We start from the raw sequence: 24,771 nt of genomic DNA, 5'->3' as shown, positions 1-24,771 counted from the left end.
ACCCCGAGGGCACAAGAAACAGGCGAAAAAGCGGAGTTTAGTAGGCTAAATGAGCATTTTGAGCCTGTTTTTGACGCGGTATTCGGCAACGCAGATAGATTTTCAACGACCTGCTAGGGTGCAACCCACCCACCTCAGTCCGGACGATGACGAATCACCTGACAGGTCAGGTTATCTGTCTCTGGTGACTCGAAATAAGTACTGATCCGGTCAAACATCGCCTCACTGGCCTGGAAGGCATGACGTGCCTCAGCATTGCGCTGGCGTAAGCGAGCCTTGCAGACCTCATCTTCGGTCTCCGGCACGTGCAGGATAAACTCCGCCTCTGCCTGCTCCGCCAGTGCGGACAGCCATGCCCGCTGTTCCTTGTATTCCCCGGTATATCCAGCACCACATTGATTCCTGCCCCCAGCAACGCCAGCATCAGCGGCCGTAGCGCCTCTTTAAGCAGAGCAGCACAACGCACGTAATCGGACAGAGTATTGATTTGCCCGGGATACAACGTTGCCAGCCAGCGATCTTCTTCCAGTAATATCGCCTGCTGCTGGTGTGCCAGCTGCACCGCCAGGGTCGATTTGCCTGACGCGATCTTGCCACACAGCCCATGCAGTTGCGGCCTGATGATGGCCAGCGGTGAAGGCGGGTGTAACAAGGCCGTGCCGTACGAGTTATCCACCACACACAACCACCCGTCGGTGGTATCGAAGCGGAAGACGTAGGTCGCTTCGCGGGTTTCCCTCTTAACCTGGCCCTGTGAATCCAGATAGCGTAATTGAGTCTGAGCCAATACCAGCGCCGTACCGGCACCTTCAATCACCTTCATCGGCCCCTGCGTGACCTGCAGACTGTGATTAAAATGCCTGGCGACGGCCACGAAGGCTTCAGCAATAGCATGCCTGCCTCTGACCGTCAGCGAGTCCGTTAGTACCAGAGCGGCATCTTCGGCATAGAACGTCAGTAACGATGAAAAGTCTTCGTTACTGATAGCGCGGTCGGCACGAGTAACAAGATCCAATACGGGATGTGCGGGGGTGGGGTGAGTATCTGACATAACTCCTCCTTGGTCGTAAAAGCCTCAGAGGGAGCAGGGGAATCAGTTCACAAATGCCGCCTTCCGAGGCGGGTTGTGAAAGCAATGCGTTTTCAGCCCACCGGACAATGCCAGGGGCGAATAATTCGGGCAGCGGATGGTGGAAGACAACATTGAGCCATGGTCTTACCTGACGGTAGATAAGGGTGCCTGATGCACACATGTTTCAGAACCCTAGCGGCTGACGTCAGGAAGATCAAGCTGCAAGTATGGCCTCTGCGCAAAACCATCGCCCGTCCTGGCGTGTAAAAAGGTGTTCTTCCGCAGCTAATTCCCAAGCTATCCATAGCTTATCCACAGATGAAAATTTAAAAAAACCACTTAAGCTATTGTTTATAAAAAAATTTCTACAAAACCACTGTATCTCTATCCAACCCTGTGGATGATTAACCAGTACTTTTTATGCTGTGGATAACAAAGGTGTTTTGCTGCTGGTAAAAGCGGTTGTCAAGCCTTGACCCCTGTGTGCTCCGCTGCTAGGGAGCAAGCAGCCCATGGTGTATACTGTGGCCACTTTTTTTGGCCAAAACCCACTCGTTCATGGTGATTCTGTGACCAACCCAGCAACTCCTGATATCAGTACGTTTCAGGGCCTGATCCTGGCTCTGCAACAATACTGGGCCGACCAAGGCTGCGTCATTGTGCAGCCGCTGGATATGGAAGTCGGCGCCGGTACCTTCCATCCTGCCACTTTCCTGCGCGCCCTGGGCCCGGAATCATGGCGCTCGGCCTATGTTCAGCCCAGCCGTCGCCCCACCGATGGCCGCTACGGTGAAAACCCTAACCGCCTGCAGCACTACTACCAGTTTCAGGTAGTACTGAAGCCTTCGCCCGAGAACTTCCAGGAGCTGTATCTTGGCTCACTGCGCGCTCTGGGTCTGGATACCTCCATCCATGACGTACGCTTTGTTGAAGACAACTGGGAATCGCCCACACTGGGTGCCTGGGGTCTGGGCTGGGAAGTGTGGCTAAACGGCATGGAAGTCACCCAGTTCACCTACTTCCAGCAGGCTGGCGGTCTGGAATGCTATCCGGTCACCGGTGAAATCACCTACGGGCTGGAGCGTCTGGCCATGTATCTGCAGGGTGTTGACTCCGTCTATGACCTGATCTGGTGTAAAGCCCCCGATGGCAACATCGTGACCTATGGGGATGTCTATCACCAGAACGAGGTAGAGCAGTCTACTTACAACTTTGAATACGCAGATGTCCCCACGCTGTTTGCCAACTTCGACCATTACGAGAAGGAGTGCAACAAGCTGCTGGAAGTGGAGCTGCCACTACCTGCCTATGAAATGGTGCTGAAAGCCTCCCATACCTTCAACCTGCTGGATGCCCGTCACGCTATCTCCGTGACCGAGCGTCAGCGTTATATCCTGCGCGTACGTACTCTGGCCCGCGGCGTTGCCCACGCCTATTTCCACGCCCGTCGCAAGCTGGGCTTCCCGCTGGCAACACCGGCATTGCGTGAAGAAGTACTGGCCCAATTCGCGGAGGAAAACAAATGAGTCAACTGGACTTGCTGGTCGAGCTCGGTACCGAAGAGCTGCCACCCAAGGCGCTGACCACCCTGCGTGATGCCTTTGCAGGCAGCGTTATCGAAGGCCTGGCTGCTGCGGGCGTGCCTCATGGTGAAGTGAAAACCTACGCCGCCCCCCGTCGGCTGGCGTTCATCATCAAAGATCTGGCGACTGCCCAACCTGATCGTCAGGTTGAGCGTCGCGGGCCTGCCACCAGCGCACCGGAAAAAGCGGTGGATGGATTTGCCCGCTCGTGTGGCGTGACCATCAGCGAACTGGAACAGGTCGATACCGGCAAAGGGATCTACTACGTCTACAAAAGTCTGGAGCAGGGCAAGGCGACGGCCAGTATCCTGCCAGAATTGCTGCAGCAATCTATCGACAAGCTGCCCATTCCCAAGCGCATGCGCTGGGGTGCCAGCCGCGTGGAATTCGTCCGCCCGGTACACTGGCTGGTGATGCTGCTGGGTAATGAGGTGGTCGACTGCGACGTACTCGGGCTGAAATCCGGTCGTGAGACACGCGGCCACCGTTTCCATTACAACCACCGCATCAGCCTCAATAGCCCTCTGGAGTACGCCAGCGTGCTGCAGGAGACCGGCTATGTCATGGCTGACTTCGAGGCGCGTCGCGAGCACATTCGTGCTCAGGTACTGGCAGAAGCTGCCAAAGTAGGTGGCACCGCCAAGATTGATGCCGACCTGCTGGATGAAGTCACGGCCCTTAACGAATGGCCCGTCGCGCTGACCGGACGCTTCGAAGAGCATTTCCTGCAGGTGCCAGCGCAAGCGCTGATTTCCACCATGGAAAGCAACCAGAAATATTTCACTGTCACCGATGCCCAGGGCAAGCTGCTGCCGTGCTTTATCACCATAGCCAACCTGGAATCGAAGGATCCGGCACAGGTGATTGCGGGTAATGAGAAAGTGGTTCGTCCTCGTCTGGCCGATGCCGCCTTCTTCTTTGATACCGACAAGAAACAGCCGCTGGCCAGCCATCAGGAAAGACTTAAAAACATCGTCTTCCAGAAAGATCTGGGCAGCCTGTATCAGAAGGCCGAGCGTGTGGCTGCAGTAGCCAGCACAATCGCCAGCCAGCTGGGTCACAACAGCGAGTGGGCAGCCCGTGCAGCGATGCTGAGCAAGTGCGATCTGGTCACCAACATGGTGCTGGAATTCCCGGAACTGCAAGGCCTGATGGGCTATCACTACGCCACTCACGATGGCGAAGCGGAAGAAGTGGCCAAGGCGCAGGACGAGCAATACATGCCTCGCTTTGCGGGAGACCAGCTGCCTGCCACGCTGACCGGTGCTGCTGTATCTCTGGCTGATCGTCTGGACACCCTGACAGGCCTGTTCGGCATTAACCAGCCTCCAACAGGCTCCAAGGATCCCTTTGCCCTGCGTCGTTCGGCGCTGGGTGTACTGCGTATTCTGGTAGAGAAAGAACTGGATCTGGACCTGCTGGAACTACTGCAGCAGGCTGCGGCTCAGCATCCTTCATTACCTGCAGCAGAAGGGCTGGCCGACAAGGTACTGGACTTCATGCTGGAGCGCTTCCGTGCCTGGTTTGAAGACGAGGGGATGTCAGCCGAAGTCTATCAGGCAGTACTGGCCCTGCGCCCAACCCGTCCGCTGGACTTCAGTCGTCGTGCCCGTGCCGTGGCTGCCTTCAGTCAGCTGGCCGAAGCCGAAGCCCTGGCGGCAGCCAACAAACGTGTATCCAATCTGCTGAGCAAGAACGCCGACGCCTTGAATACAGAGCAGGGCGTGCAGGAAAGCTTGTTGCAGGATGATGCTGAAAAGGCACTGTATGCCGCGGTACAGCAACTGACCGCAGAAACAGCCCCGTTGTTTGCATCTGCCAGTTACACCGAAGCGTTGACTGCGCTGGCCGCCCTGCGTGCTCCTGTCGATACCTTCTTTGACGATGTCATGGTGATGTGTGACGATCTGGCGGTACGTAGTAACCGTCTGGCGCTGCTCAACAGCCTGCGCAGCCTGTTCCTGCAGGTAGCGGATATCTCTCACCTGAACGCCTGAGAAGCAATCGAGAAGGGACAAACAAAAGGCCAGCCATTGTGCTGGCCTTTTTGTTGAGATAAACACAGAACACTTTCTCTAACAGAACACGGCAAGCCAAACGGAACAGAACATGAAACTGATCGTGCTGGATCGTGATGGGGTCATTAATCAGGACTCCGATCACTACATCAAAACAGTTGAGGAGTGGATTCCCATTCCGGGTGCGATTGAGGCTATCGCTCGTCTGAGTAAGGCAGGCTATGCCATTGCCGTCGCAACCAATCAGTCTGGTCTGGCACGAGGCTATTTTAGCCAGGCTACTCTGGATGCCATGCATGACAAACTGCGCGAGCTGGTACAACAGCAGGGCGGCGACGTGGATATGATCGCCTATTGCCCTCATGGCCCGGATGATGACTGTGACTGCCGTAAACCCTTGCCTGGACTTTTCCAGCAGATTGCCAGTCACTTTGGTCTGCCCGATCTGCAACAGGTCCCCGTCGTAGGTGATACCCTGCGCGATCTTGAAGCAGGTATGAGTCTGGGGTGTATACCCTATCTAGTCCGCACCGGTAAGGGTGAGCGCTACATCGCCAAAGGACTGCCCAGCGACTGGCAGATTACCGTCATGGATGATCTGAGTGCCGTAGCAGATAGCCTGCTGAATACAACGGAGAGTTAATCGAAGTCAGCATAGAGCGCAGCTGTTTCACGTGAAACAGCTGCAATAACCAAAATACTTCTGCTGATTTGCATGCCGGAAAGCATTGCACACAAATGCCACGTTTCACGTGGAACACGTCTAAACTATCGACCTACTCCCTGTCTTGTCTGATGCCAGCGCAAACACATGCCACTACCTCTGGTTTATCACCCTGTCTACAGCATTCCATTCCCACCGGGGCACCGTTTTCCCATGCCCAAATTCCGACTGCTGTATGAATATCTGCAAAGTGAGCAATTGATCAAAGCCAACAATCTCTATGCCCCCGTGGGCCGCTGCGATGTGGAGATTCTGACGCTGGCACATTGCCCTCTCTACATTGAGCAATTTTCCGAGGGTCAGCTACCGCTAAAATCGCTCAAGCACATTGGCTTCCCCTGGAGCGATGCGCTCGTGGATCGCACAGCTACAGCAGTCGCAGGAACAGTGCTGACCGCTGAGCTGGCGTTACAGAACCGACTCGCTTGTCACCTGGCAGGAGGAACCCACCATGCGTTTTATAGTCATGGCAGTGGCTTTTGTATCTACAACGATCTCGCTGTCTGCGCCCGACAACTCGTCGTATCAGGCAGGGTAAACAAGGTACTGATCATTGATCTCGATGTGCATCAGGGTGATGGAACAGCCGCCATTCTGGCCGAACACCGTGAAACGGTCACATGTTCAGTGCATGGCCGGCTCAACTATCCGTTTATCAAACAGCAAAGTGACTGGGATATTGAACTGGAAGATGGCCTGACAGATAGCGCCTATCTGAATATTCTGCGCTTTCAGCTACCGACCATACTGCAGGTAGAGCAGCCTGATATCATCCTCTACGACGCGGGATGTGATGTGCATGGGGATGATCGCCTGGGCAGAATGAAGCTCACCGATAATGGCATCATTCAGCGCGATGAGTATGTGATCCGCTTGGCACTGGAGCAACAGATTCCCATTGCCTGCGTGATCGGTGGTGGTTACGACCATGATCACAGAAAGATTGCCCAACGCCATGGTCTGCTGCATAAGACCGCATATCGGCTGTTTGAGGAGTACGGCCTTTGACCCAGTTTGCCTGTGAACGTCAGCACTGCTCCTGTTTCACGTGAAACAGCCGGGGAATACGCGAACTGACCATACAGGCACAGTCTTCAAAAATGCCTGCTAATCTTCAATTAGTTGCATAGAAGTCAGTGACACTGTTTCACAGCCATTAAACTGAGCAAACTCAATTAATGCCTGCTCAAATGCCGCCAGGAAATGGCCTCTGGCTCTCGATCCAACACCAGTCAGATACACCTCACTTACCTGCAGCACCGAGCTTTTCCGCTCTGCCTTGATATTTGCTCTGGCTACCAGACGGCCTCGCCATAGTAGTGGCAAACTGAAATAGCCATACCGGCGTTTCGACTCAGGTAAATAACACTCAAGTTGGTAATCAAAATCAAAAAAGCGCTGGGCACGCTGTCGCTGGATCAGCAAATTGTCAAACGGTGACAGGATCTTGAGCCCTTGCTTCAGGGGGCGATTCAGGCAATCCAATGCATCAGGCAAGGTGTAAAACATCTCTTCGCCAATCATTACCTGCTGCAGTTCATCGCCCTCAAGCATCGAATCCAGGCCCGCATATATAGCAGTTTTGGCTTCTCTCATCAGGTAGGTAAAGTGTTCCTTACTACCTAGTCCCTGATGACGAAGAAAGCGAGTAATTATATACCTGCCATATTCTGTCTCTGTTGGTGGGGTCAAATCGACAGCCTCTGGCAATACCCGTTCACAGAGATCATAGACCTTCTGCATACCGTCACGTCGAGCAACCATCAATTTGCCCTCATGAAACAGTTGCTCAAGTGCCTGTTTGGTAGATGACCATCCCCACCAGGGTGATGATTTATTGTCTGCACTGGCAAAATCACTGGCCTTCAGTGGTCCTTCAGCTTCGATTCGTGCCAGTACTTCTGTCGCAAGTTTGGGATTCTTGTCAAACCAATGACTGGCACCAAGGTGATAGTGCTGCATTCTCGGAAGAGAAAATCGATAGTCAGTCATTGGCACATACGCTGCAGCATGACCCCAATACTCAAAGATTGACCGCTGCTCTAACAGTTGCTGCAGGTGCTGGCTGCGATAATGCCGATTTCGACTCCAGAGAATATGGTGATGAGCCCGCTCTACAACAGCAATACTATCGATCTGCACATAACCCAGATGTTGAATACGGTCGAGTGTCGTCTTCACACCTGTTCCACGTGAAACAGCAAAAAGCCCCTGATGATGGAGAATCAGTTTCCTTGCTTCGTCCTTGCTTAATGAGATTACGTCGTTCACACCATCCTCTTAGGTTCCAGGTTTCACCAGTCAGAGCGACTTGCCATTCCTTAAGGAGCAAGGCTCCAAACGACAATCACCACAGACTACGACAACCAGTTATAACGGCAGATAAACAAAAAGGAGGTCAACTGACCTCCTTTCTGCAACTACGGATACTGATAGGAACTAACCGATCAGATATCCAGGTTGGATACATTCAGTGCGTTAGTTTCAATGAAGGCTCGACGTGGCTCAACATCATCTCCCATTAGGGTCGTGAACATCTGATCCGCAGCGATGGCATCTTCAATAGACACACGCAGCATACGACGGGTACTTGGATCCATTGTGGTTTCCCACAGCTGGTCAGCATTCATCTCACCCAAACCTTTATAACGCTGGATGGAGTAGCCACGTTTGGCTTCAGCGGTCAGCCAGTCCAGCGCCTCTTCAAAGGAATGGACAGGCTTGCGCTTCTCACCACGGGCGACGAATGCTGTAGCCTCAAGCAGACCCTGCAGCTTCTGCCCCAACGCCACGATGGCCCGGTATTCCCCGGACTGGAAGAAGTCATGTGCGAAGACATGATCGTTGGTCAAACCATGCGAGGTCACCATGAAGGTCGGCAAATACTCCTGACGCTCCGGATCAAACTGCACATCCAGCGCATAACGATTGCCCTGATTGTTGTCAGCCAGCATCGTTACCAGTTTGTCGCCCCAGGCACGTACTACTGATTCTTCTTTCAGATCCTCAACCTTGAGTACCGGAGAATAGATCGCCAGCTTCATGACCTCCTGCGGATAAAGACGTGACAGGCGCTGAATGATGGCCATGACACTACGGTATTCGGTCACCAGATTCTGCAGTGCTTCACCGCTGATACCGGGAGCCTCTTCACTCACATGCAGGCTGGAATCTTCCAGTGCGCCCTGAGTCAGATAGGCATCCAGAGCCGCTTCATCTTTCAGATACTGTTCTTGTTTACCGCGCTTTATCTTGAACAACGGTGGCTGCGCAATATAGACGTGTCCACGTTCAATGATCTCTGACATCTGCCGGAAGAAGAACGTCAGCAATAGTGTGCGGATGTGAGAACCATCAACGTCCGCATCGGTCATGATGATGATGCTGTGGTAGCGCAGCTTGTCCGCGTTGAACTCTTCGCGACCAATGCCACATCCCAGAGCAGTGATCAGTGTTCCTACCTCGGCAGAGCTCAGCATCTTGTCGAAGCGTGCTTTCTCCACGTTGAGGATTTTACCTTTCAACGGCAGGATCGCCTGCGTCTTGCGGTCACGGCCCTGCTTGGCAGAACCGCCCGCGGAGTCACCTTCCACGAGGTAAAGTTCAGACAGCGCAGGATCTTTTTCCTGACAGTCTGCCAGTTTGCCCGGCAGACCAGCGATATCCAGAGCGCCCTTACGACGGGTCATCTCACGCGCTTTACGTGCCGCTTCACGTGCACGGGCTGCGTCAATCATTTTGCCAACGATAGACTTGGACTCGTTGGGATTTTCCTGCAGGAAGTCGGAGAACAGTCTGCCCATCTGCTGTTCAACAGCTGTTTTCACCTCTGATGAAACCAGCTTGTCCTTGGTCTGAGAGGAGAACTTGGGGTCCGGTACCTTGACGGAAATAATAGCCGTCAGGCCTTCACGGGCATCATCACCCGATGTGGCGATCTTGACCTTCTTGAGAATGCCTTCCTGCTCGATATAGGTATTCAGAGAGCGCGTCAGTGCCGCTCTGAAGCCAGATAGATGGGTGCCACCATCACGCTGAGGAATGTTATTGGTAAAGCAATGTATGCTTTCCTGGAAGCCGTCATTCCACTGCAGCGCCACCTCGACACCAATACCGTCATCGGTCTGTGAAGAGAAATGGAATACATTGCACAGGGGGTTCTTGTTCTTGTTCAGGTACTCGACAAAAGCCTTCAAACCACCTTCGTAGTGGAAAATCTCCTCACGGCCACTGCGCTCATCCTTGAGGTTGATCTTAACTCCGGAGTTCAGGAACGACAGTTCACGCAGACGCTTGGCCAGGATATCGTACTGAAACTGGATATTGGTAAAGGTCTGATCGGACGGTTTGAAACGTACGGTAGTACCGGTTTTATCGGTGTCGCCAATCTGCCCCAGCGGCGCTTTGGGTACGCCGTGGTGATAGATCTGCTCATGTACCTTGCCATCACGGCGAACACGCAGCTCCAGCGTCTCTGACAGGGCGTTAACGACTGAAACACCCACTCCATGCAGTCCACCAGACACCTTGTAAGTGTTGTCGTCAAACTTACCACCGGCGTGCAAGACAGTCATGATGACTTCGGCAGCCGAGACCCCTTCTTCAGGGTGAATGTCGACAGGCATTCCGCGACCATTATCGGACACGGTCACGGATTCATCCGGATGAATCACGATGTCGATCAGCGAACAGTATCCTGCCAGTGCTTCATCGATCGAGTTATCCACGATCTCAAAGACCATATGATGCAGACCGCTGCCATCGTCGGTATCGCCAATATACATACCGGGACGTTTACGTACCGCATCCAGTCCTTTCAGGACCTTGATACTGGAGGAATCGTACTTTTCGCCACTCATAGGTTACTCCCGATCAAGATGGCATGGGGGTGTTTCAGCATTCCGTGATCAGTCCCTGTTCCACGTGAAACAGTTTGACCTGACAGCCACTGCTCCAACATTCATCCAACACGTCGGCCTCCACTGAGGTGATAAACACCTGACAGGCCAACTCCTCTATCAATTCACAAAGCGCCTGGCGATGATCACGATCCAGCTCCGCCGGAAGATCATCAATCAGATAAATGGGCTGGCGTTGATGGTCACTGGCAAGAACTTGCCCCTGTGCCAGCTTCATGGCACAGACCACCATCTTCTGCTGGCCGCGCGACAGCACATCAACGGCAGCACGCGGGCCACAACGGATACGCATGTCGGCGCGATGAGGACCATGCTGAGTAAACCCCAGCTCCTGATCACGCGCAGCACTGCTTTGTAAAACGTCGTCTAAAGAACGCTTAGCATCCCAGCCGGGATAATAATGTAAGGCTATGTCCTCAAGGCCGGTGAGCTTGGCAAGATAGTCCTGAAATACAGGAGAAAAACGTGCCAGATAGGCTTTCCGCATCTCATCAATAGCTGCGGCCTGAGTGACCAGCTCGGCCTCCCAGGAGGCACGCAAAAGAGGGTCTATTCTAGCATATTTGAGCAAGCTGTTGCGCTGCTTGAGTGCACGCTGATAGCGGCGCCAGCAGTCAAAGAACAGTATCTCCTGATGAAATACTCCCCAATCTAGAAAATGCCTGCGTTCGGACGGACTGCCTTCCAGCAGGCGAAACGCATCAGGATTGATGACCTGTAGAGGCAGCAAGCGCGCCAGCTCTGCAAGGTTACTTGGCTGACCGGCACCAATACGGATCTGGTTATCACCATCAAGCTGACGCTGCACTCCCACGGTCATTTCCGGTTCTTCCAGATGACGCAGACGGGCGAACAGGGTGCATTGCGGCTCACCGTGAGCAATAACCGTTTTAACCTTATGGGTACGGAACGAGCGCGCCACACTGAGCATGTGGATGGCTTCGAGGATGCTGGTCTTGCCACTGCCGTTCGCCCCCCAGAGCAGATTTACTCCGGGAGACGGGGACAGGGTAGCTTGTTGGATATTGCGGATGCGATGAATATCCAGACGGGTAATGGCCACTACCAATAACCGTTATCTGTGGATAAGTCTGTGTATCAGTGTTGATAACCTGAACATCTATTACAGACGCATCGGCATCACGACATACAGGGAGTCGGTATCTTCTGCTTCCTGCACCAGCACACTGCTGTTGGGGTCAGAAAGAATAATCTTGACCTGTTCTTCACCTACGACGTTCAGTACGTCCAGCAAGTAGGTAACGTTGAAGCCGATTTCCATATTTTCACTGTCATAGTCCACCAGCAGTGACTCTTCCGCTTCTTCCTGCTCAGGATTATTAGCGAAAACCTGCAACTGACCGGGGTTGAGCAACAAGCGTACGCCGCGATACTTCTCGTTCGACAGAATCGCCGCACGCTGCAACACCGTGCGCAGTTCCTGACGATCAGCCAGCAGCGTCTTGTTACCATTGCGTGGGACGACACGCTCGTAATCGGGGAAGCGGCCATCCACCAGCTTGGAGGTGAACACAAAGTCACCGACATGGGCACGAATATGATTGCTACCAATCAGCATCCGCAGCGGTGCTTCAGGATCGGAAATCAGACGCACCAGTTCCAGCACCCCTTTACGCGGGATGATGACCTGGATCTTTTCGGCGGGATTAACCTCGGCATCGCAGGCACAGGTCGCCAGTCGGTGACCATCGGTCGCCACCATACGAACGCGACCTTGCACTACTTCCAGCAGCATGCCATTGAGGTAATAACGTACGTCCTGCTGCGCCATAGCGAAGGAGGTACGGTCAATCAGTCGCTTCAGCTGCTGTTGTGCCAGCGTCAGCTCGAAGGCCTGAGGGCTGTCTTCAACGCTGGGGAACTCCGAAGCAGGCAAGGTGGACAGCGTGAAACGGCTACGACCGGAGCGCAGCACCAGCTTCTGCTCCTGCACATCAAACTCAATCATTGAGCCATCTGGCAGGGATTTACAGATATCCATCAGCTTGCGTGCAGGCACGGTGATGGAGCCAGCAACCGATGGCTGCTCCAGCTTGGCGCGGCCAACCAGTTCAACTTCCAGATCGGTACCGGTCAGTGACAGGTGGTCGCCTTCAGCGACCAGCAGCACGTTGGACAGAACCGGCAGCGTCTGACGACGCTCAACCACGCCGGCAACCAGTTGAAGAGGCTTTAAAAGGGCTTCGCGGGAAATGACAAATTTCATCTCAGGCTTCCGTGAGTCGTCTGAATATCGCTCTGTTGAATGGGGGTCGATGGTATCAGGTATTGCCATCGAACAGAACGAGCGAAATAAATGTAGCTCAGGTGACTTTTACGCCACCTGAGAGATGGATATTGCAGTCAGATCAGGCCGTCAGTGAACGCAGCAGATTCTGGTAATCCTCACGGATTTCTGCATCTTCCTCACGCAGTTCGGTAATCTTACGGCAGGCATGCAGCACCGTAGTGTGGTCGCGGCCACCGAAGGCGTCACCAATTTCCGGCAGACTGTGGTTGGTGATTTCTTTGGCAAGTGCCATCGCCACCTGACGGGGGCGCGCCACCGAACGGCTACGTCGTTTTGACAGCAAGTCCGCCACCTTGATCTTGTAGTACTCAGCGACCACTCGCTGAATATTATCGATGCTGATCTGCTTGTCCTGCAGCGCCAGCAGATCCTTCAGCGATTCGCGGATAAACGGCAGGGTAATATCACTGCCGGTAAAGTGAGCATTGGCGATCACTCGCTTGAGCGCACCTTCCAGCTCTCGCACGTTGGAACGGATCTTCTGGGCAATAAAAAAGGCCGCATCATCAGGCAGATCAATATTGGCCTCATCCGCCTTCTTCTTCAGGATCGCTACCCGTGTTTCCAGCTCGGGCGGCTCCACCGCGACCGTCAGGCCCCAGCCGAAGCGTGACTTCAATCGCTCTTCCAGCCCGCTGATCTCCTTGGGATAACGATCACAGGTCAGAATCATCTGCTGACCACCTTCCAACAACGCGTTGAAGGTATGGAAGAACTCTTCCTGCGAACGCTCCTTATTGGCGAAGAACTGAATATCGTCGATCAGCAGGGCATCCACAGAACGATAGAAGCGCTTGAAATCGTTGATGGCATTCAGTTGTAGCGCCTTGATCATGTCCGCAACAAAGCGCTCGGAGTGCAGATACACAATCTTGGCATTGGGGTTACGCTCCAGCATGGCCAGACCGACCGCGTGCATCAAATGCGTCTTACCAAGACCCACACCGCCGTAGAGGAACAGTGGATTGTAAGAACCACCGGGGTTATCGGCGACCTGTTTGGCAGCAGCCAACGCCAGCTGGTTGGACTTGCCCTGAACAAAGGAAGTAAAGGTAAAGGCCTTGTTCAGATGGCTCTGGTGACGAATCCCGCCTTCGACATCAACCGTGCGCTCGTTGCGCTCCTCTTTATAAGCCAGCTCTTCGGCCAGCTCGTCAGCCTTACGATAGTCGCTGCTGGAAGTAATAATGGTCGGAGCTTCTTTAATGACAGAAGCTGGGGCAGCGGCGACTGGCACAGAGGGGGCAATGTAAGGCGGTTCAATCGGTGACGCCGAGACAGTATCCGCAGTGACTTGTGAGGGGGTGCGCCAGGGTTGCGCGGGTTCCTGACTACGGGCACTGAGACTGGTGGGCCGGACCTGGGTTGTTGCACGGTTCATCAGTGCACCACGGCGCACCTGACCAACATCCAGATAAAGGCTGATGCTTTGTCCGGCACAGACGTCCTTGAAGACTTCTTTGATACGTTGCAGATACTTGTCCGACACCCAGTCCATTACAAAGCGATTGGGAGCTAGCAACTTCAGCTGACCAGCATCATCCACTTCAGCCTGCAACGGACGAATCCAGGTGTTGAACTGCTGCACCGGCAACTCTTCCTGCAAACGCACCAAACTTCTTTGCCAGAACTCCACCACCACTACGGCGCTACCTCGTTTATCCGCACTGAACCCACCAAACAGGGCCGCTGATTCTACCCGCTGGCCTAACAGTTATCCACAAATGAGGGCAAAAAAAAGCCCTGAACCCTGTCATTAACTGCTCATGAACTGAGCAAAGAAAATGTGGATAACCGAGAGCCCACCGACCTCTGTTGATAACACCTTGTTTTATGCACACGCTGTGGACAACCTCAACACATACAGAAAACCATTTTTCCTAAGAGTTCTAAACATTCTGCAGAGCCCGTAGCATCTGGGAAAAAATCACTTATCCACAGACACTATCGGCCCTTAACATTATTACAGCTTCTATCTTCTAAAAGGGCTTATGCCCTTATATAGAATGTGAATGATCAAAGCCTCACCCAGGTTAAAAAACGGATCTGTTGAAAACTTCATGAAGATGCATCTCCGGGGCGATTGTTTTTTCTGGCTAAAGCCAACAGAGCAAAATCAGCTGGGGAAAACAGGAATGACCTGCGGTACAGAGACCAGTGCACGGGCAAAGTCATAGGAAGTGGAAATCCGCTGTTGCCATCAATCCGCAATCTCAGCGTGCTACGGTTAGTAACCATCGATGATCAGGTTCAAGGCTCAACACTGAGCAGCAGGCGATCAATATTTGAACTCTGTATTTGAACTATCGGGGGAATTTATCTAGAATTCCGCGCTTACCAAAAACAACGGGGTTCGTGCGCCTGCATGAAACCTGCTGTTGCGGTAAGCATGAACCTAGGTTTTAGTGCAATAAATTGGATTACTGATCATGAAAAGAACTTTTCAACCCAGCGTGCTGAAGCGCAAGCGCACTCACGGTTTCCGTGCTCGCATGGCAACCAAGAACGGCCAAAAAGTGCTGGCTGCTCGCCGTGCCAAAGGCCGTAAGCGTCTTTGCGCCTGAGATAAAGCTTAGCTAGGCACCGCCGTTCTGATCTGGTTATTACATGACTGACTATTCCTTTCCCCGTCAGGCTCGCTTGCTTGACAGTCGGGATTACAAGCGAGTGTTCGATGATGTTGTCGTCAAGGCAGCGGACCGTACATTGCTAATCCTGGCAAGGCCGAATGAGGTAGCCAGACCACGATTAGGACTGGTGATTGCCAAGAAGCATGTTCGACGGGCAAACCAGCGCAACCGGGTTAAACGGGTAATCAGGGAGAGTTTTCGACTCAACCAATCCCGGCTGGACGCGCTGGATCTCGTCATAATCGCCCGCCAGGGTCTTGCCGAGCAGGATAACGAAGAACTGCAGAAGCTAATGACCAAGCTCTGGCAGCGATTGAAACGAAAAGCGGCTGCTCTGAGTGAAGGTAAACAATCTTAATTGACTACCTGCCTTTGGCTGATTGATTGCGGTATCAGTCGACCTGAGTCGGCGGCTAGTATTCATCTGAGCTGACCGTTGCACCACCACTCCCAGTCTGTGTTAAACCGACCATTGGCGATCAAACGATGGATGTACAACGGATGATTCTGGTGGGTGCCCTGGCACTCATTTCTTATACGGCGGTACTCAAGTGGAACGAAGACTATGGCCAGCCCGCGGCCACAGCCAGTGTTGCCCAGACCGTCAGCTCGGCGGATATGCCGAGTGCTCAGCCTGCTGCCAACGCGTCTGATCTGCCCAGCACCGGCGCTGCAGCTTCCACCACCGATGTCGCCTCCAGTAAGCCAACCAATTCTCTGATCAGCGTGCATACCGATGTGCTTGATCTGCGCATTGACCCGCACGGTGGTGATGTTCTGTACGCGGCTCTGCCCAACCACAAAGAACGTGTTGATACTCCAGCGCAACCTCTGGTGCTGCTGGAAAATAACGGCAGCCATACCTATATCGCGCAAAGTGGACTGGTTGGCACCAATGGCCCTGATGCCAATGCCGATGGTCGTCCCCAGTACAGCGTGGCTGCAACGTCCTACACCCTGGGTAAAGACGACAAGAGCCTGGATGTAGATCTGAACACCACCACAGCGGAAGGGGTGAAAGTCACCAAGCGCTTCACCTTCACTGCCGGTAGCAACCTGATCAAAGTGAGCTACCTGATCGACAACCAGTCACAGCAGCCTTTCAGTGCCAACATGTTTGGTCAGCTGAAGCGTGACAACGCGCCTGATCCCAGCCAGCAGCACGGCATGGGCATGCGTTCTTATCTGGGCCCGGTATTCTCTACCCAGAGCGAGCGTTATCAGAAAGTGACCTTCAAAGATCTGGATGAAGGTGACAAATTCAAGCAGGACAGTACCGGCGGCTGGGTTGCCATGCTGCAGCACTACTTCCTCACCGCCTGGATTCCAGCAGAAGGCGACAGCAAACAGAACACCTATGAAGCGCGTAAAAGCGGCAGCAATTACATTGCTGGCTTCGTAGAGCCTGCGGTGACTGTAGCGGCAGGTCAGAAAGGTGAAATCAGCGCAGGTCTGTACATTGGTCCGAAAGATCAGGACGTGCTGCGCACCGTGGCGCCCAACCTGAACCTGACCGTGGATTACGGCTGGTTATGGTTTATCGGTCAGCCGCTGTTCGCCATGCTCAAGTTCTTCCACAGCATTGTGAGTAACTGGGGTATCGCCATCATCCTGACCACCATGGTGGTGAAGGGCATCTTCTTCTATCCCTCGGCAATGAGCTACCGCTCGATGGCCAAAATGCGCAAGTTTGCACCTGAAATGCAGCGCATGAAGGAAATGTACGGTGATGATCGCCAGAAAATGTCACAGGCGATGATGGAGCTGTACCGCAAAGAGAAGATCAACCCGCTGGGTGGCTGTCTGCCGATCCTGATCCAGATGCCCGTATTCATTGCCCTGTACTGGGTACTGTCCGAGTCGGTTGAACTGCGTCATGCGCCTTTCTACGGCTGGATTCACGACATGTCGGTGATGGATCCTTACTTCATTCTGCCGATCATCATGGGCTGCACCATGTTCCTGCAGCAGCGCCTGAACCCGACGCCGCCGGACCCCATGCAGGCCAAGGTGATGAAGTTCCTGCCCGTGATCTTTACCTTCTTCTTCCTGTGGTTCCCTGCAGGTCTGGTACTGTACTGGGTTGTGAACAACTGCCTGTCGATTCTGCAGCAGTACATCATCACTCGCAAAATCGAGAACGAAGGTAAGACTGCCTGATCCGGCAGAGGTTGTGGATAATCGCTGGCAGTGAACTATCCACAACCCGTTGTCTTCTGCTCCCGCTGTGCGGAAGCGTAAACTCAAGGGCCCTGTTCAGGGTCCTTTTGTTTTTATACACAACCGCTGACCTGTGTGTTGGCAGCGTATCCTTCACCGAGACTGTGGATAATCACTGTGCTTGATACCGATACAATCGTCGCTCAGGCGACACCTCCCGGACGCGGCGGCGTCGGCATCCTGCGGGTATCCGGACCCAGAGCGGCAGCCATTGCGACTGCCATGATCGGCTTTGTGCCTCGGCCACGCTATGCCCATTACACCCCTTTTCTGGATGCCGAAGGGCTGCAGCTGGATCAGGGCATCGCACTGTTTTTCCCCAATCCTCACTCCTTCACCGGTGAAGATGTGTTTGAGCTGCAGGGTCACGGTGGTCCGGTCATTCTCGATCTGATGCTGCGCCGTATTCTCAGTCTTGGCGCCCGTCTGGCGCGGCCGGGGGAGTTCTCTGAGCGGGCTTTTCTCAATGACAAGCTGGATCTGGCTCAGGCCGAGGCCATTGCCGATCTGATTGATGCCGCTTCCGAGCAGGCAGCACGCTGTGCCGTGCGCTCCCTGCAGGGGGAATTTTCCCAGCGGGTGCAGCGGCTGGTGGAAGGGCTGATTCAGCTGCGCATCTATGTCGAAGCCGCCATCGACTTCCCTGAAGAGGAAATCGACTTTCTGGCTGATGGCCATGTTGCCGGGCAACTGCAGCAGTTACGGGATGATCTGGCCACTATCCTTAAGGAGGCCAATCAGGGAGCGTTACTGCGTGAAGGGATGAATGTGGTTATCGCTGGTCGGCCCAATGCCGGTAAATCCAGCTTGCTCAATGCGCTGTCCGGCCGCGATACTGCCATCGTGACCGATATCGAAGGCACCACCCGCGATATCCTCAAGGAACAGATTCAGATTGATGGTATGCCGCTGCATATCATCGATACCGCCGGTCTGCGCGACACCGAAGATAGGGTTGAGCAGATTGGTGTGGAGCGCGCCTGGAGTGCCATCCGTGATGCCGACCGGGTACTGCTGGTGGTCGATGCCTCGCGTCATGGCACCAATAATCCACAGCTGGTTTGGGAAGACCTGTTTGGCGAACGGGTTGTGGATAAAGTGCCGGCCATGGAAAAGCTTACACTTATCCGCAACAAGATTGATCTCAGTGCCGAGCAGTCGGGTGTGGATAACAGCAGTGGCATTCCGGTGATCCGTCTGTCGGCTCAGCAGGGTCAGGGCCTGGAAGGTCTGCGCGAGCACCTCAAGGCCTGTATGGGTTATGACAGCACCACCGAAGGTGGCTTTATTGCCCGCCGTCGTCATCTCGATGCACTGGAGCGGGCAGCACAGGCACTGGTTGACGGTGCCCGGCAGCTGAACGGCTATGGCGCCGGTGAGCTGTTGGCCGAAGATCTGCGCATGGCGCAGGATGCCCTTAACGAAATCACCGGCGAGTTCCGCCCGGATGATCTGCTTGGACGGATCTTCAGCTCGTTCTGTATCGGTAAATAATCCAGCAGGTGGAAAGGGCGGAGACTAAACGCCGCTGCCCGTAGCCTGCCGATACTGCCGCGGGGTAAAGCCGGTCAGGGATTTGAACTGGCGGCTGAAGGCACTGTGGTCGGTATAACCGCAGCGCAGTGCCACCTCGGTAATCGGTAACTCGCTGTGCAGCAGCTGATGGGCGTGCTCCAGCCGTACCTTGTGAATCAGCTGCAGTGGCGTCAGATGGAAGACCCGCTTGCAATAGCGCTCCAGCTGCGCCACGGAGATACCGGCAATACGGGTCAGTTCAGCCAGACTGATGGGCTGATGAAAGTGACTGCGAATGTAGTCATCGACAGCGGCCAGACGCTGGTACGCCGGGTGAGCATCACTGGCCGACTGCAGATCCACTGAGATGCCCACCAGCCCCATGATCTCCCCAGCGCGATTGAATAACGGCCGCTTGTGGGTCAGACACCAGCCCGGTTCACGGCTGCCATACAGATGCAGTTCCAGCTTGTCTTCCAGAATCAGCCCCTGTTGCAATACCCGGCGGTCCTGCTCGGTATAGCCTGGCCCGAACTGGGCGGGGAACACTTCGGCACTGGTCTTGCCCAGCAGTGGTAGCAGCTGTTTCTGGCCACAACGCTGCACCAGCGTGCGATTGGCCATCACATAGCGGGCCTGATCATCCTTGATAAAGATCGCCGCATTGGGGATCACATCCAGCATCGGCAGCAACAAGGCCACACTGGCCAGCCATTCTTCCAGACTGGCAGGGCGCTGCCGGGCATTGTCCTGAGCCAGACCTGCCAGTAGCTCTTGTGCCATTCATCCGCTCTCCCGCTTCACCATCCCGGCAGTGTGCCGCAGCCATGACAGGCTGTCGAGTTCGTCATCCAGACCGTAATTGTGCTGATATCGTCATGGCAGATGAGGAAATACATCAAGCCGGGGAGGGGGCAGGCGAACTACTCTATAACCATTGCAAGCCGCAGTGAGCTTGCCCGATAAGCCCCTCAATCGACGTTGTGGGCTGACTGGCGGGTGATGGTCTACAACTGCATAGCTGAACAGAGTGATAGCGGACAGGTCCATGAAGCGTTTACATATCATCGATTCCCATACCGGCGGTGAGCCTACGCGGCTGGTGATGAAGGGCTTCCCCGAGCTGACAGGCGCCACCATGGCAGACAGGCGCAATGAACTGCGCGAGCAGCATGATCAGTGGCGCCGTGCCTGCCTGCTGGAACCCCGTGGCAACGATGTGCTGGTGGGCGCCCTGTACTGCCCCCCGGTATCGGCAGATGCCACCTGCGGGGTGATTTTCTTCAACAATACCGGCTACCTGAACATGTGTGGCCACGGCACGATCGGCCTGATTGCCTCGCTGCAGTATCTCGGTCTGATCGGCCCCGGCGAGCACAAGATCGACACCCCGGTAGGCGCAGTGACCGCGACCCTGCATGAGAATGGCGCAGTGACGGTGGGTAATGTGCCGTCCTATCGCTATCGCCAGCAGGTGGCGGTCGATGTGCCGGGATATGGCGTGGTTTACGGTGATGTGGCGTGGGGCGGGAACTGGTTTTTCCTGGTCGCTGACCATGGCCAGCGCCTGCAGCTGGACAATGTCGAAACCCTGACCCACTTCACCTGGACCCTGCTGAAAGCGCTGGAAGCGCAGGGAATTCACGGTGAGGACGGCGCGCTGATCGATCATGTCGAGCTGTTCGCCGATGACGAACAGGCCGACAGCCGTAACTTTGTCATGTGCCCGGGCAAGGCCTATGACCGCTCGCCCTGCGGCACCGGCACCAGTGCCAAGCTGGCCTGTCTGGCCGCTGATGGCAAACTGGCCGCCGGTGACATCTGGCGTCAGGCCAGCATTACCGGCAGTCAGTTCGAGGGGCGCTTTGAGTGGGAAGGTGAGCGTATCCGTCCCTTTATCACTGGCAACGCCTACATGAGCGCGGACAGCACCCTGCTGATCGATGAGCAGGATCCCTTCGCCTGGGGTATCTGAGAACCTGAACCGGATCTGCACGAACTGAACCACCATGGCAGATGCAGCCTCTGCAGTTTTGCCATCTTCCCGAATGACTGATTAGGAACGACCTACATGAGCAACAACATCTTTACCGGCTGCATTCCTGCTCTGATGACGCCCTGTACTGCGGATCGCAAGCCTGACTTTGATGCGCTGGTCGCCAAGGGACGCGAACTGATCGATATCGGCATGAGCGCGGTGGTGTACTGCGGCTCCATGGGTGACTGGCCATTGCTGACCGAAGCCGAGCGTCAGGAGGGCGTAGCGCGTCTGGTGGCGGCAGGTATTCCCACTATCGTTGGTACCGGCGCGGTCAACACTCGTGAGGCGGTGTCCCATGCCGCTCACGCTGCTCAAGTCGGCGCTCATGGTCTGATGGTCATTCCTCGCGTCCTGTCCCGTGGCGCCTCGCCCGCCGCACAGAAAGCGCACTTTTCCGCCATTCTCAAGGCTGCGCCAGCGCTGCCTGCGGTGATCTACAACAGCCCCTACTACGGTTTTGCCACCCGTGCGGACCTGTTCTTTGAACTGCGCAGCGAATTCCCCAACCTGATTGGCTTCAAGGAGTTCGGTGGTGCTGCAGACATGCGCTATGCCGCCGAGAACATCACCTCCAAAGACGATCAGGTGACACTGATGGTGGGCGTGGATACCCAGGTGGTGCACGGCTTCGTCAACTGCAATGCCACCGGCGCCATCACCGGCATTGGTAATGCCTTGCCCCGAGAAGTGCTGCAGCTGGTGGCACTGAGCAAGCAGGCTGCGGCGGGAGATGCCAAAGCCCGTCGTCTGGCGCGAGAGCTGGAGTCGGCGCTGGCCGTCCTGTCATCCTTCGATGAAGGCTGCGATCTGGTGCTGTTCTACAAGCATCTGATGGTGCTGAACGGTGACAAGGAATACACCCTGCATTTCAACGAAACCGATGTGCTCAGCGATGCCCAGCGCCACTATGCCGAGAACCAGTACAACCTGTTCCGCCAGTGGTATGCCAGCTGGTCTGCCGAGCAGAATCTGGCCTGATACCGAGCGGGGCTTCGCCGCCTCGCGCGGTTTGCTCGTGCGGTAACGAGCATGAGCTGTCGACCTGAGCGGTGCTGCCTGTGGCGCACCGCTTGCGTTGTTTTTCACTCCCATTTTTCTGCAAGAAGCGGCTGACTATGCTGACCACTACACCTCATAGCTCACAGGTGGATGTTGCCATCGTGGGTGCTGGCATCATCGGCGTTACCTGTGCCCTGCAGCTGGCTCGTCAGGGTCGGCGTGTGGTGATCATTGATCAGCAGCCTGCGGGTCAGGGAGCGTCCTATGGCAATGCCGGTCACATGGCCACCGAACAGGTTTTTCCGATTGCCGACCTGTCGATTCTCAAACGCCTGCCAGCCATGCTGCTCGACCCCATGGGGCCGCTGCGGCTGGACTGGAAGTACCTGCCGCAGGCCTTGCCCTGGTTTACCCGGCTACTGCTGAATCTGCGCCAACAGCCGTTCCAGCGCAGTGTCGCGGGTATTCGCAGCCTCAACGAGGGCAGCCTGCCTGCCTGGCAACGCCTGCTGGACTCCATCGGCAAGCGCTCGCTGCTGCGGGAAGAAGGCTCTTTGCTGGTGTATGAACGTGCTGACTCACGGCCGTCACTGGACGGGTTACAGCAGCGCCTGCGTGAGCAGCAGGTTGCCGTCGAGTTCTGGGACGCACAGCAGGTACAGCAGTCGGCACCGCAACTGAGTGAACACCTCTGCGGCGGGCTGTTTTTTCCACAGACAGGCCATGTCACCAACCCCTATCTGTTGCTGACCGACGTGCTGGCCGCGGCTCAGTCCTATGGGGTGCAATTTCTGCGGCAACAGGTGACTGGCGCGCAGCTGCTGCAGGAAGGCGTTCATCTGACCCTGGCGACCGGCACCCTGCAGGCCAGTCAGGTGCTGCTGGCCTGTGGCGCCCATTCCGCTCCCCTGACGGCGGCGCTGACCGGCAAGAAAGTACCACTGGATACCGAACGGGGTTATCACCTGATGCTGCCGCGTGAGCAGGGCAGGCTGCCGTTTGCCGTTACGTCACTGGAACGGAAGTTCATCATGACGCCGATGGCCGAAGGGCTGCGGCTGGCCGGTACAGTGGAGTTTGCCGGGCTCAGACAGCCTGCCAACATGCCACGGGCCTGGCAGTTGCAGCGGTTAAGTCAGGGGCTGTTCAAGCAACCACTGGACGTGGCAGAGGCGACGCCATGGATGGGCTTCCGCCCGTCTTTGCCCGACTCGTTGCCGATCATTGACCGCGTTGCTGAGGGCAGGGTGCTGCTGGCTTTTGGTCATCAGCACCTGGGGCTGACTCAGGCCGCCGTCACTGCCGAACATATCGGCAGGCTGGCTGCTCTGCCTGTAACGGTGCTGCCGCAGCAGGCTTTGCCTGAGCTGACCAGCTACCGTCTGGCACGTTTCTGAGCGGTTTGGCTCGGGAGCCTGCAATACTGGTCAGCCGTTGCGGGAGGACTTGAATGAATGATACGGTCGCAGGCTTTGTGGCCAAGGCCGCTGATGACGCAGAAAGGGATTGGTCAGCTCTATCAGGTAGTAAGGCGGTATATGTTGCAGAGCTTTATACAGCGGCAGAAGGGCAGGGTTTAGCTGGGAAACGTCACCAACATGCGGTTATCTGCGGGCTGTCAGCGGTACTGAGCACAGGCGGCGCCGCAGGACTCGATACCAACCGCACAGGGCTTGGGCTACACTGGCCCCAGTTCATAGAAGGGAATGGCTATGCTGCAGTTTCATCTGAGCAAAATGTTGGCGAAGCAGATGCAGTCGTTGCTGGTGCCAGCTCCCGATATCCGTCCGGAAGGAATGCAATGGTACGCCCAGGGCGTCAGCCTGCTGGGTGAGCAGTGCATTCTCGCTATCGAAGCCCACAGTCGTTATCTGATGGTGTTCTGCAACCTGCCGATGGCAGAGCTGGAGAACTTCCCGCTGCTGTTTCGTGAGCGCCTGTGGCGCGAGGTCATTGCTGTGTGTCTGCTGGAAGACAAGCAGGCACAGGAGACACTGGGCAAGCTGGTGGATCAAGTCAGTGAGCAGCAGGTCTATCAGCAGGGCTACGATGCCAGCATCAATGTTCACCTGCAGCAGGCCATGCGCAGTCTGGAGAGTGAGGCTCAGCAGCTTGGCCGGTTACCGCAGACACCGGAAGAAGAGTTCAATTTCGGCCTGCGCAGCAACAGTCATCCGACCCGCTACAAAGGCCAGCACCAGCCCTTCCAACCAGTGCGGATCTTTGCTGATGGCTGGCTGGGGATGCTGGAGTACCACCAGTATCAGCAGCAGGTGCATCAGGAATCAGGGGCACCGGATAATGTGGTTCCCCTGCGACGCCACTGACCCTCTGACCATAAATCTCGGATCGTCAGCACGTTTATGGCAAAACGGCAGCCTCGGGCTGCCGTTTTGGTTTTACTCCGCCTGACCTTGAATCGCCGGGCGTACTCAGAATGCGCGCTTAACAGGCTGTTGAAAAACGTTATCGAGGCCGCCGAGACAAGGAAATACCCCGAGGGCACAAGAAACAGGCGAAAAAGCGGAGTTTAGTGAGCTAAATGAGCATTTGACTCGCTCCGCTCGCCCCTTCGGGGCCGTGCTGAAGCACGTTCAGCCGTTGGCTGTGAGCCTGTTTTTGACGCGGTATTCGGCAACGCAGATAGATTTGCAACGACCTGTTAATCCTCAAGGGCAAACAGACTGCGCAACTGCCGGGCAACGGCCTTGTCGTTGTGATGGCCGATCACAGTGGCGT

General features: G+C 55.3%; 18 protein-coding genes and 1 pseudogene. 12 read left to right on the top strand and 7 right to left on the bottom strand.

Features of this window, described 5'->3' with window-relative positions:
- Positions 1-134: 134 nt before the first annotated feature.
- Positions 135-1,051: pseudogene (locus tag WH50_RS26640) on the bottom strand (AAA family ATPase).
- A gap of 533 nt (positions 1,052-1,584) precedes the next feature.
- Here WH50_RS26640 and glyQ point away from each other — a divergent pair.
- The 4 genes from glyQ to WH50_RS12785 all read left to right on the top strand — a co-directional run bounded on the left by glyQ (position 1,585) and on the right by WH50_RS12785 (position 6,405).
- Entirely contained in the window at positions 1,585-2,598 is a 1,014-nt protein-coding gene (gene glyQ, locus WH50_RS12800; protein ID WP_110187661.1) for a glycine--tRNA ligase subunit alpha, read from the top strand.
- Positions 2,595-4,652, top strand: a complete 2,058-nt coding sequence (gene glyS, locus WH50_RS12795) for a glycine--tRNA ligase subunit beta (protein ID WP_110187660.1) — start codon at positions 2,595-2,597, stop codon at positions 4,650-4,652. The genes glyQ and glyS overlap by 4 nt, the downstream gene beginning before the upstream one ends.
- A 112-nt stretch (positions 4,653-4,764) precedes the next feature.
- The gene (gmhB, locus tag WH50_RS12790) at positions 4,765-5,316 is read left to right on the top strand and encodes a D-glycero-beta-D-manno-heptose 1,7-bisphosphate 7-phosphatase (protein WP_110187659.1); all 552 of its coding nucleotides are present in this window, start codon (positions 4,765-4,767) and stop codon (positions 5,314-5,316) included.
- 234 nt (positions 5,317-5,550) lie between these two features.
- Positions 5,551-6,405, top strand: coding sequence for a histone deacetylase family protein (locus WH50_RS12785; RefSeq protein ID WP_207780292.1), 855 nt, complete (start codon positions 5,551-5,553; stop codon positions 6,403-6,405).
- A gap of 99 nt (positions 6,406-6,504) precedes the next feature.
- Here WH50_RS12785 and WH50_RS12780 read toward each other — a convergent pair whose 3' ends face one another.
- From WH50_RS12780 to dnaA, 5 genes are all read right to left on the bottom strand, one after another.
- Positions 6,505-7,668 (bottom strand): winged helix-turn-helix domain-containing protein, encoded by a 1,164-nt coding sequence (locus WH50_RS12780; RefSeq protein WP_110187657.1) that lies wholly within the window; start codon positions 7,666-7,668, stop codon positions 6,505-6,507.
- A 176-nt stretch (positions 7,669-7,844) separates the two neighbouring features.
- On the bottom strand, positions 7,845-10,256 hold the full coding sequence (gene gyrB / locus WH50_RS12775; protein WP_110187656.1) for a DNA topoisomerase (ATP-hydrolyzing) subunit B: 2,412 nt from the start codon (positions 10,254-10,256) through the stop codon (positions 7,845-7,847).
- 34 nt (positions 10,257-10,290) lie between these two features.
- Positions 10,291-11,379, bottom strand: a complete 1,089-nt coding sequence (recF, locus tag WH50_RS12770; RefSeq protein WP_110187662.1) for a DNA replication/repair protein RecF — start codon at positions 11,377-11,379, stop codon at positions 10,291-10,293.
- 60 nt (positions 11,380-11,439) lie between these two features.
- On the bottom strand, positions 11,440-12,543 hold the full coding sequence (gene dnaN, locus WH50_RS12765; RefSeq protein WP_110187655.1) for a DNA polymerase III subunit beta: 1,104 nt from the start codon (positions 12,541-12,543) through the stop codon (positions 11,440-11,442).
- Between the two features lie 142 nt (positions 12,544-12,685).
- Positions 12,686-14,239 carry a chromosomal replication initiator protein DnaA gene (dnaA, locus tag WH50_RS12760; protein WP_412053275.1) on the bottom strand — a complete coding sequence of 518 codons (1,554 nt, stop codon included), beginning with the start codon at positions 14,237-14,239 and terminating at the stop codon, positions 12,686-12,688.
- A gap of 817 nt (positions 14,240-15,056) precedes the next feature.
- Here dnaA and rpmH point away from each other — a divergent pair.
- The 4 genes from rpmH to mnmE all read left to right on the top strand — a co-directional run bounded on the left by rpmH (position 15,057) and on the right by mnmE (position 18,971).
- The gene (gene rpmH / locus WH50_RS12755; RefSeq protein WP_104152938.1) at positions 15,057-15,191 is read left to right on the top strand and encodes a 50S ribosomal protein L34; all 135 of its coding nucleotides are present in this window, start codon (positions 15,057-15,059) and stop codon (positions 15,189-15,191) included.
- 43 nt (positions 15,192-15,234) lie between these two features.
- Complete coding sequence (rnpA, locus tag WH50_RS12750; protein WP_104152939.1) at positions 15,235-15,615, top strand: ribonuclease P protein component; 381 nt, start codon at positions 15,235-15,237, stop codon at positions 15,613-15,615.
- A gap of 128 nt (positions 15,616-15,743) precedes the next feature.
- A complete protein-coding gene (gene yidC / locus WH50_RS12745; protein ID WP_110187653.1) occupies positions 15,744-17,417 on the top strand; it encodes a membrane protein insertase YidC in 1,674 nt (557 codons plus the stop codon).
- Between the two features lie 177 nt (positions 17,418-17,594).
- Entirely contained in the window at positions 17,595-18,971 is a 1,377-nt protein-coding gene (gene mnmE, locus WH50_RS12740; RefSeq protein WP_110187652.1) for a tRNA uridine-5-carboxymethylaminomethyl(34) synthesis GTPase MnmE, read from the top strand.
- A gap of 24 nt (positions 18,972-18,995) precedes the next feature.
- Here mnmE and WH50_RS12735 read toward each other — a convergent pair whose 3' ends face one another.
- Entirely contained in the window at positions 18,996-19,775 is a 780-nt protein-coding gene (locus WH50_RS12735) for an AraC family transcriptional regulator (RefSeq protein ID WP_110187651.1), read from the bottom strand.
- A gap of 265 nt (positions 19,776-20,040) precedes the next feature.
- Between WH50_RS12735 and WH50_RS12730 the strand changes: the two genes are divergently transcribed.
- The 4 genes from WH50_RS12730 to WH50_RS12715 all read left to right on the top strand — a co-directional run bounded on the left by WH50_RS12730 (position 20,041) and on the right by WH50_RS12715 (position 24,359).
- Positions 20,041-20,967, top strand: a complete 927-nt coding sequence (locus tag WH50_RS12730) for a 4-hydroxyproline epimerase (protein WP_110187650.1) — start codon at positions 20,041-20,043, stop codon at positions 20,965-20,967.
- Positions 20,968-21,063: 96 nt separating this feature from the next.
- A complete protein-coding gene (locus tag WH50_RS12725; protein ID WP_110187649.1) occupies positions 21,064-22,011 on the top strand; it encodes a dihydrodipicolinate synthase family protein in 948 nt (315 codons plus the stop codon).
- 137 nt (positions 22,012-22,148) lie between these two features.
- Entirely contained in the window at positions 22,149-23,429 is a 1,281-nt protein-coding gene (locus WH50_RS12720; protein WP_110187648.1) for an NAD(P)/FAD-dependent oxidoreductase, read from the top strand.
- Between the two features lie 315 nt (positions 23,430-23,744).
- Complete coding sequence (locus WH50_RS12715) at positions 23,745-24,359, top strand: DUF6933 domain-containing protein (RefSeq protein WP_133251320.1); 615 nt, start codon at positions 23,745-23,747, stop codon at positions 24,357-24,359.
- Positions 24,360-24,771 lie beyond the last annotated feature (412 nt).

The organism is Pokkaliibacter plantistimulans (assembly GCF_003194385.1).
GTDB lineage: Bacteria > Pseudomonadota > Gammaproteobacteria > Pseudomonadales > Balneatricaceae > Pokkaliibacter > Pokkaliibacter plantistimulans.
Note: the sequence above shows the minus strand (reverse complement) of the source record. Positions and strands in the feature narration are given on the sequence as shown.

What these genes read in the sequence shown, in the direction of transcription:
- WH50_RS12735 (WP_110187651.1), bottom strand. Translation starts at nt 19,775, where the DNA reads ATGGCACAAGAGCTACTGGCAGGTCTGGCTCAGGACAATGCCCGGCAG.
- rpmH (WP_104152938.1), top strand. Translation starts at nt 15,057, where the DNA reads ATGAAAAGAACTTTTCAACCCAGCGTGCTGAAGCGCAAGCGCACTCAC.
- glyS (WP_110187660.1), top strand. Translation starts at nt 2,595, where the DNA reads ATGAGTCAACTGGACTTGCTGGTCGAGCTCGGTACCGAAGAGCTGCCA.
- glyQ (WP_110187661.1), top strand. Translation starts at nt 1,585, where the DNA reads ATGGTGTATACTGTGGCCACTTTTTTTGGCCAAAACCCACTCGTTCAT.
- WH50_RS12785 (WP_207780292.1), top strand. Translation starts at nt 5,551, where the DNA reads ATGCCCAAATTCCGACTGCTGTATGAATATCTGCAAAGTGAGCAATTG.
- WH50_RS12730 (WP_110187650.1), top strand. Translation starts at nt 20,041, where the DNA reads ATGAAGCGTTTACATATCATCGATTCCCATACCGGCGGTGAGCCTACG.
- WH50_RS12715 (WP_133251320.1), top strand. Translation starts at nt 23,745, where the DNA reads ATGCTGCAGTTTCATCTGAGCAAAATGTTGGCGAAGCAGATGCAGTCG.
- dnaN (WP_110187655.1), bottom strand. Translation starts at nt 12,543, where the DNA reads ATGAAATTTGTCATTTCCCGCGAAGCCCTTTTAAAGCCTCTTCAACTG.
- gyrB (WP_110187656.1), bottom strand. Translation starts at nt 10,256, where the DNA reads ATGAGTGGCGAAAAGTACGATTCCTCCAGTATCAAGGTCCTGAAAGGA.
- WH50_RS12725 (WP_110187649.1), top strand. Translation starts at nt 21,064, where the DNA reads ATGAGCAACAACATCTTTACCGGCTGCATTCCTGCTCTGATGACGCCC.
- WH50_RS12720 (WP_110187648.1), top strand. Translation starts at nt 22,149, where the DNA reads ATGCTGACCACTACACCTCATAGCTCACAGGTGGATGTTGCCATCGTG.
- yidC (WP_110187653.1), top strand. Translation starts at nt 15,744, where the DNA reads ATGGATGTACAACGGATGATTCTGGTGGGTGCCCTGGCACTCATTTCT.
- gmhB (WP_110187659.1), top strand. Translation starts at nt 4,765, where the DNA reads ATGAAACTGATCGTGCTGGATCGTGATGGGGTCATTAATCAGGACTCC.
- rnpA (WP_104152939.1), top strand. Translation starts at nt 15,235, where the DNA reads ATGACTGACTATTCCTTTCCCCGTCAGGCTCGCTTGCTTGACAGTCGG.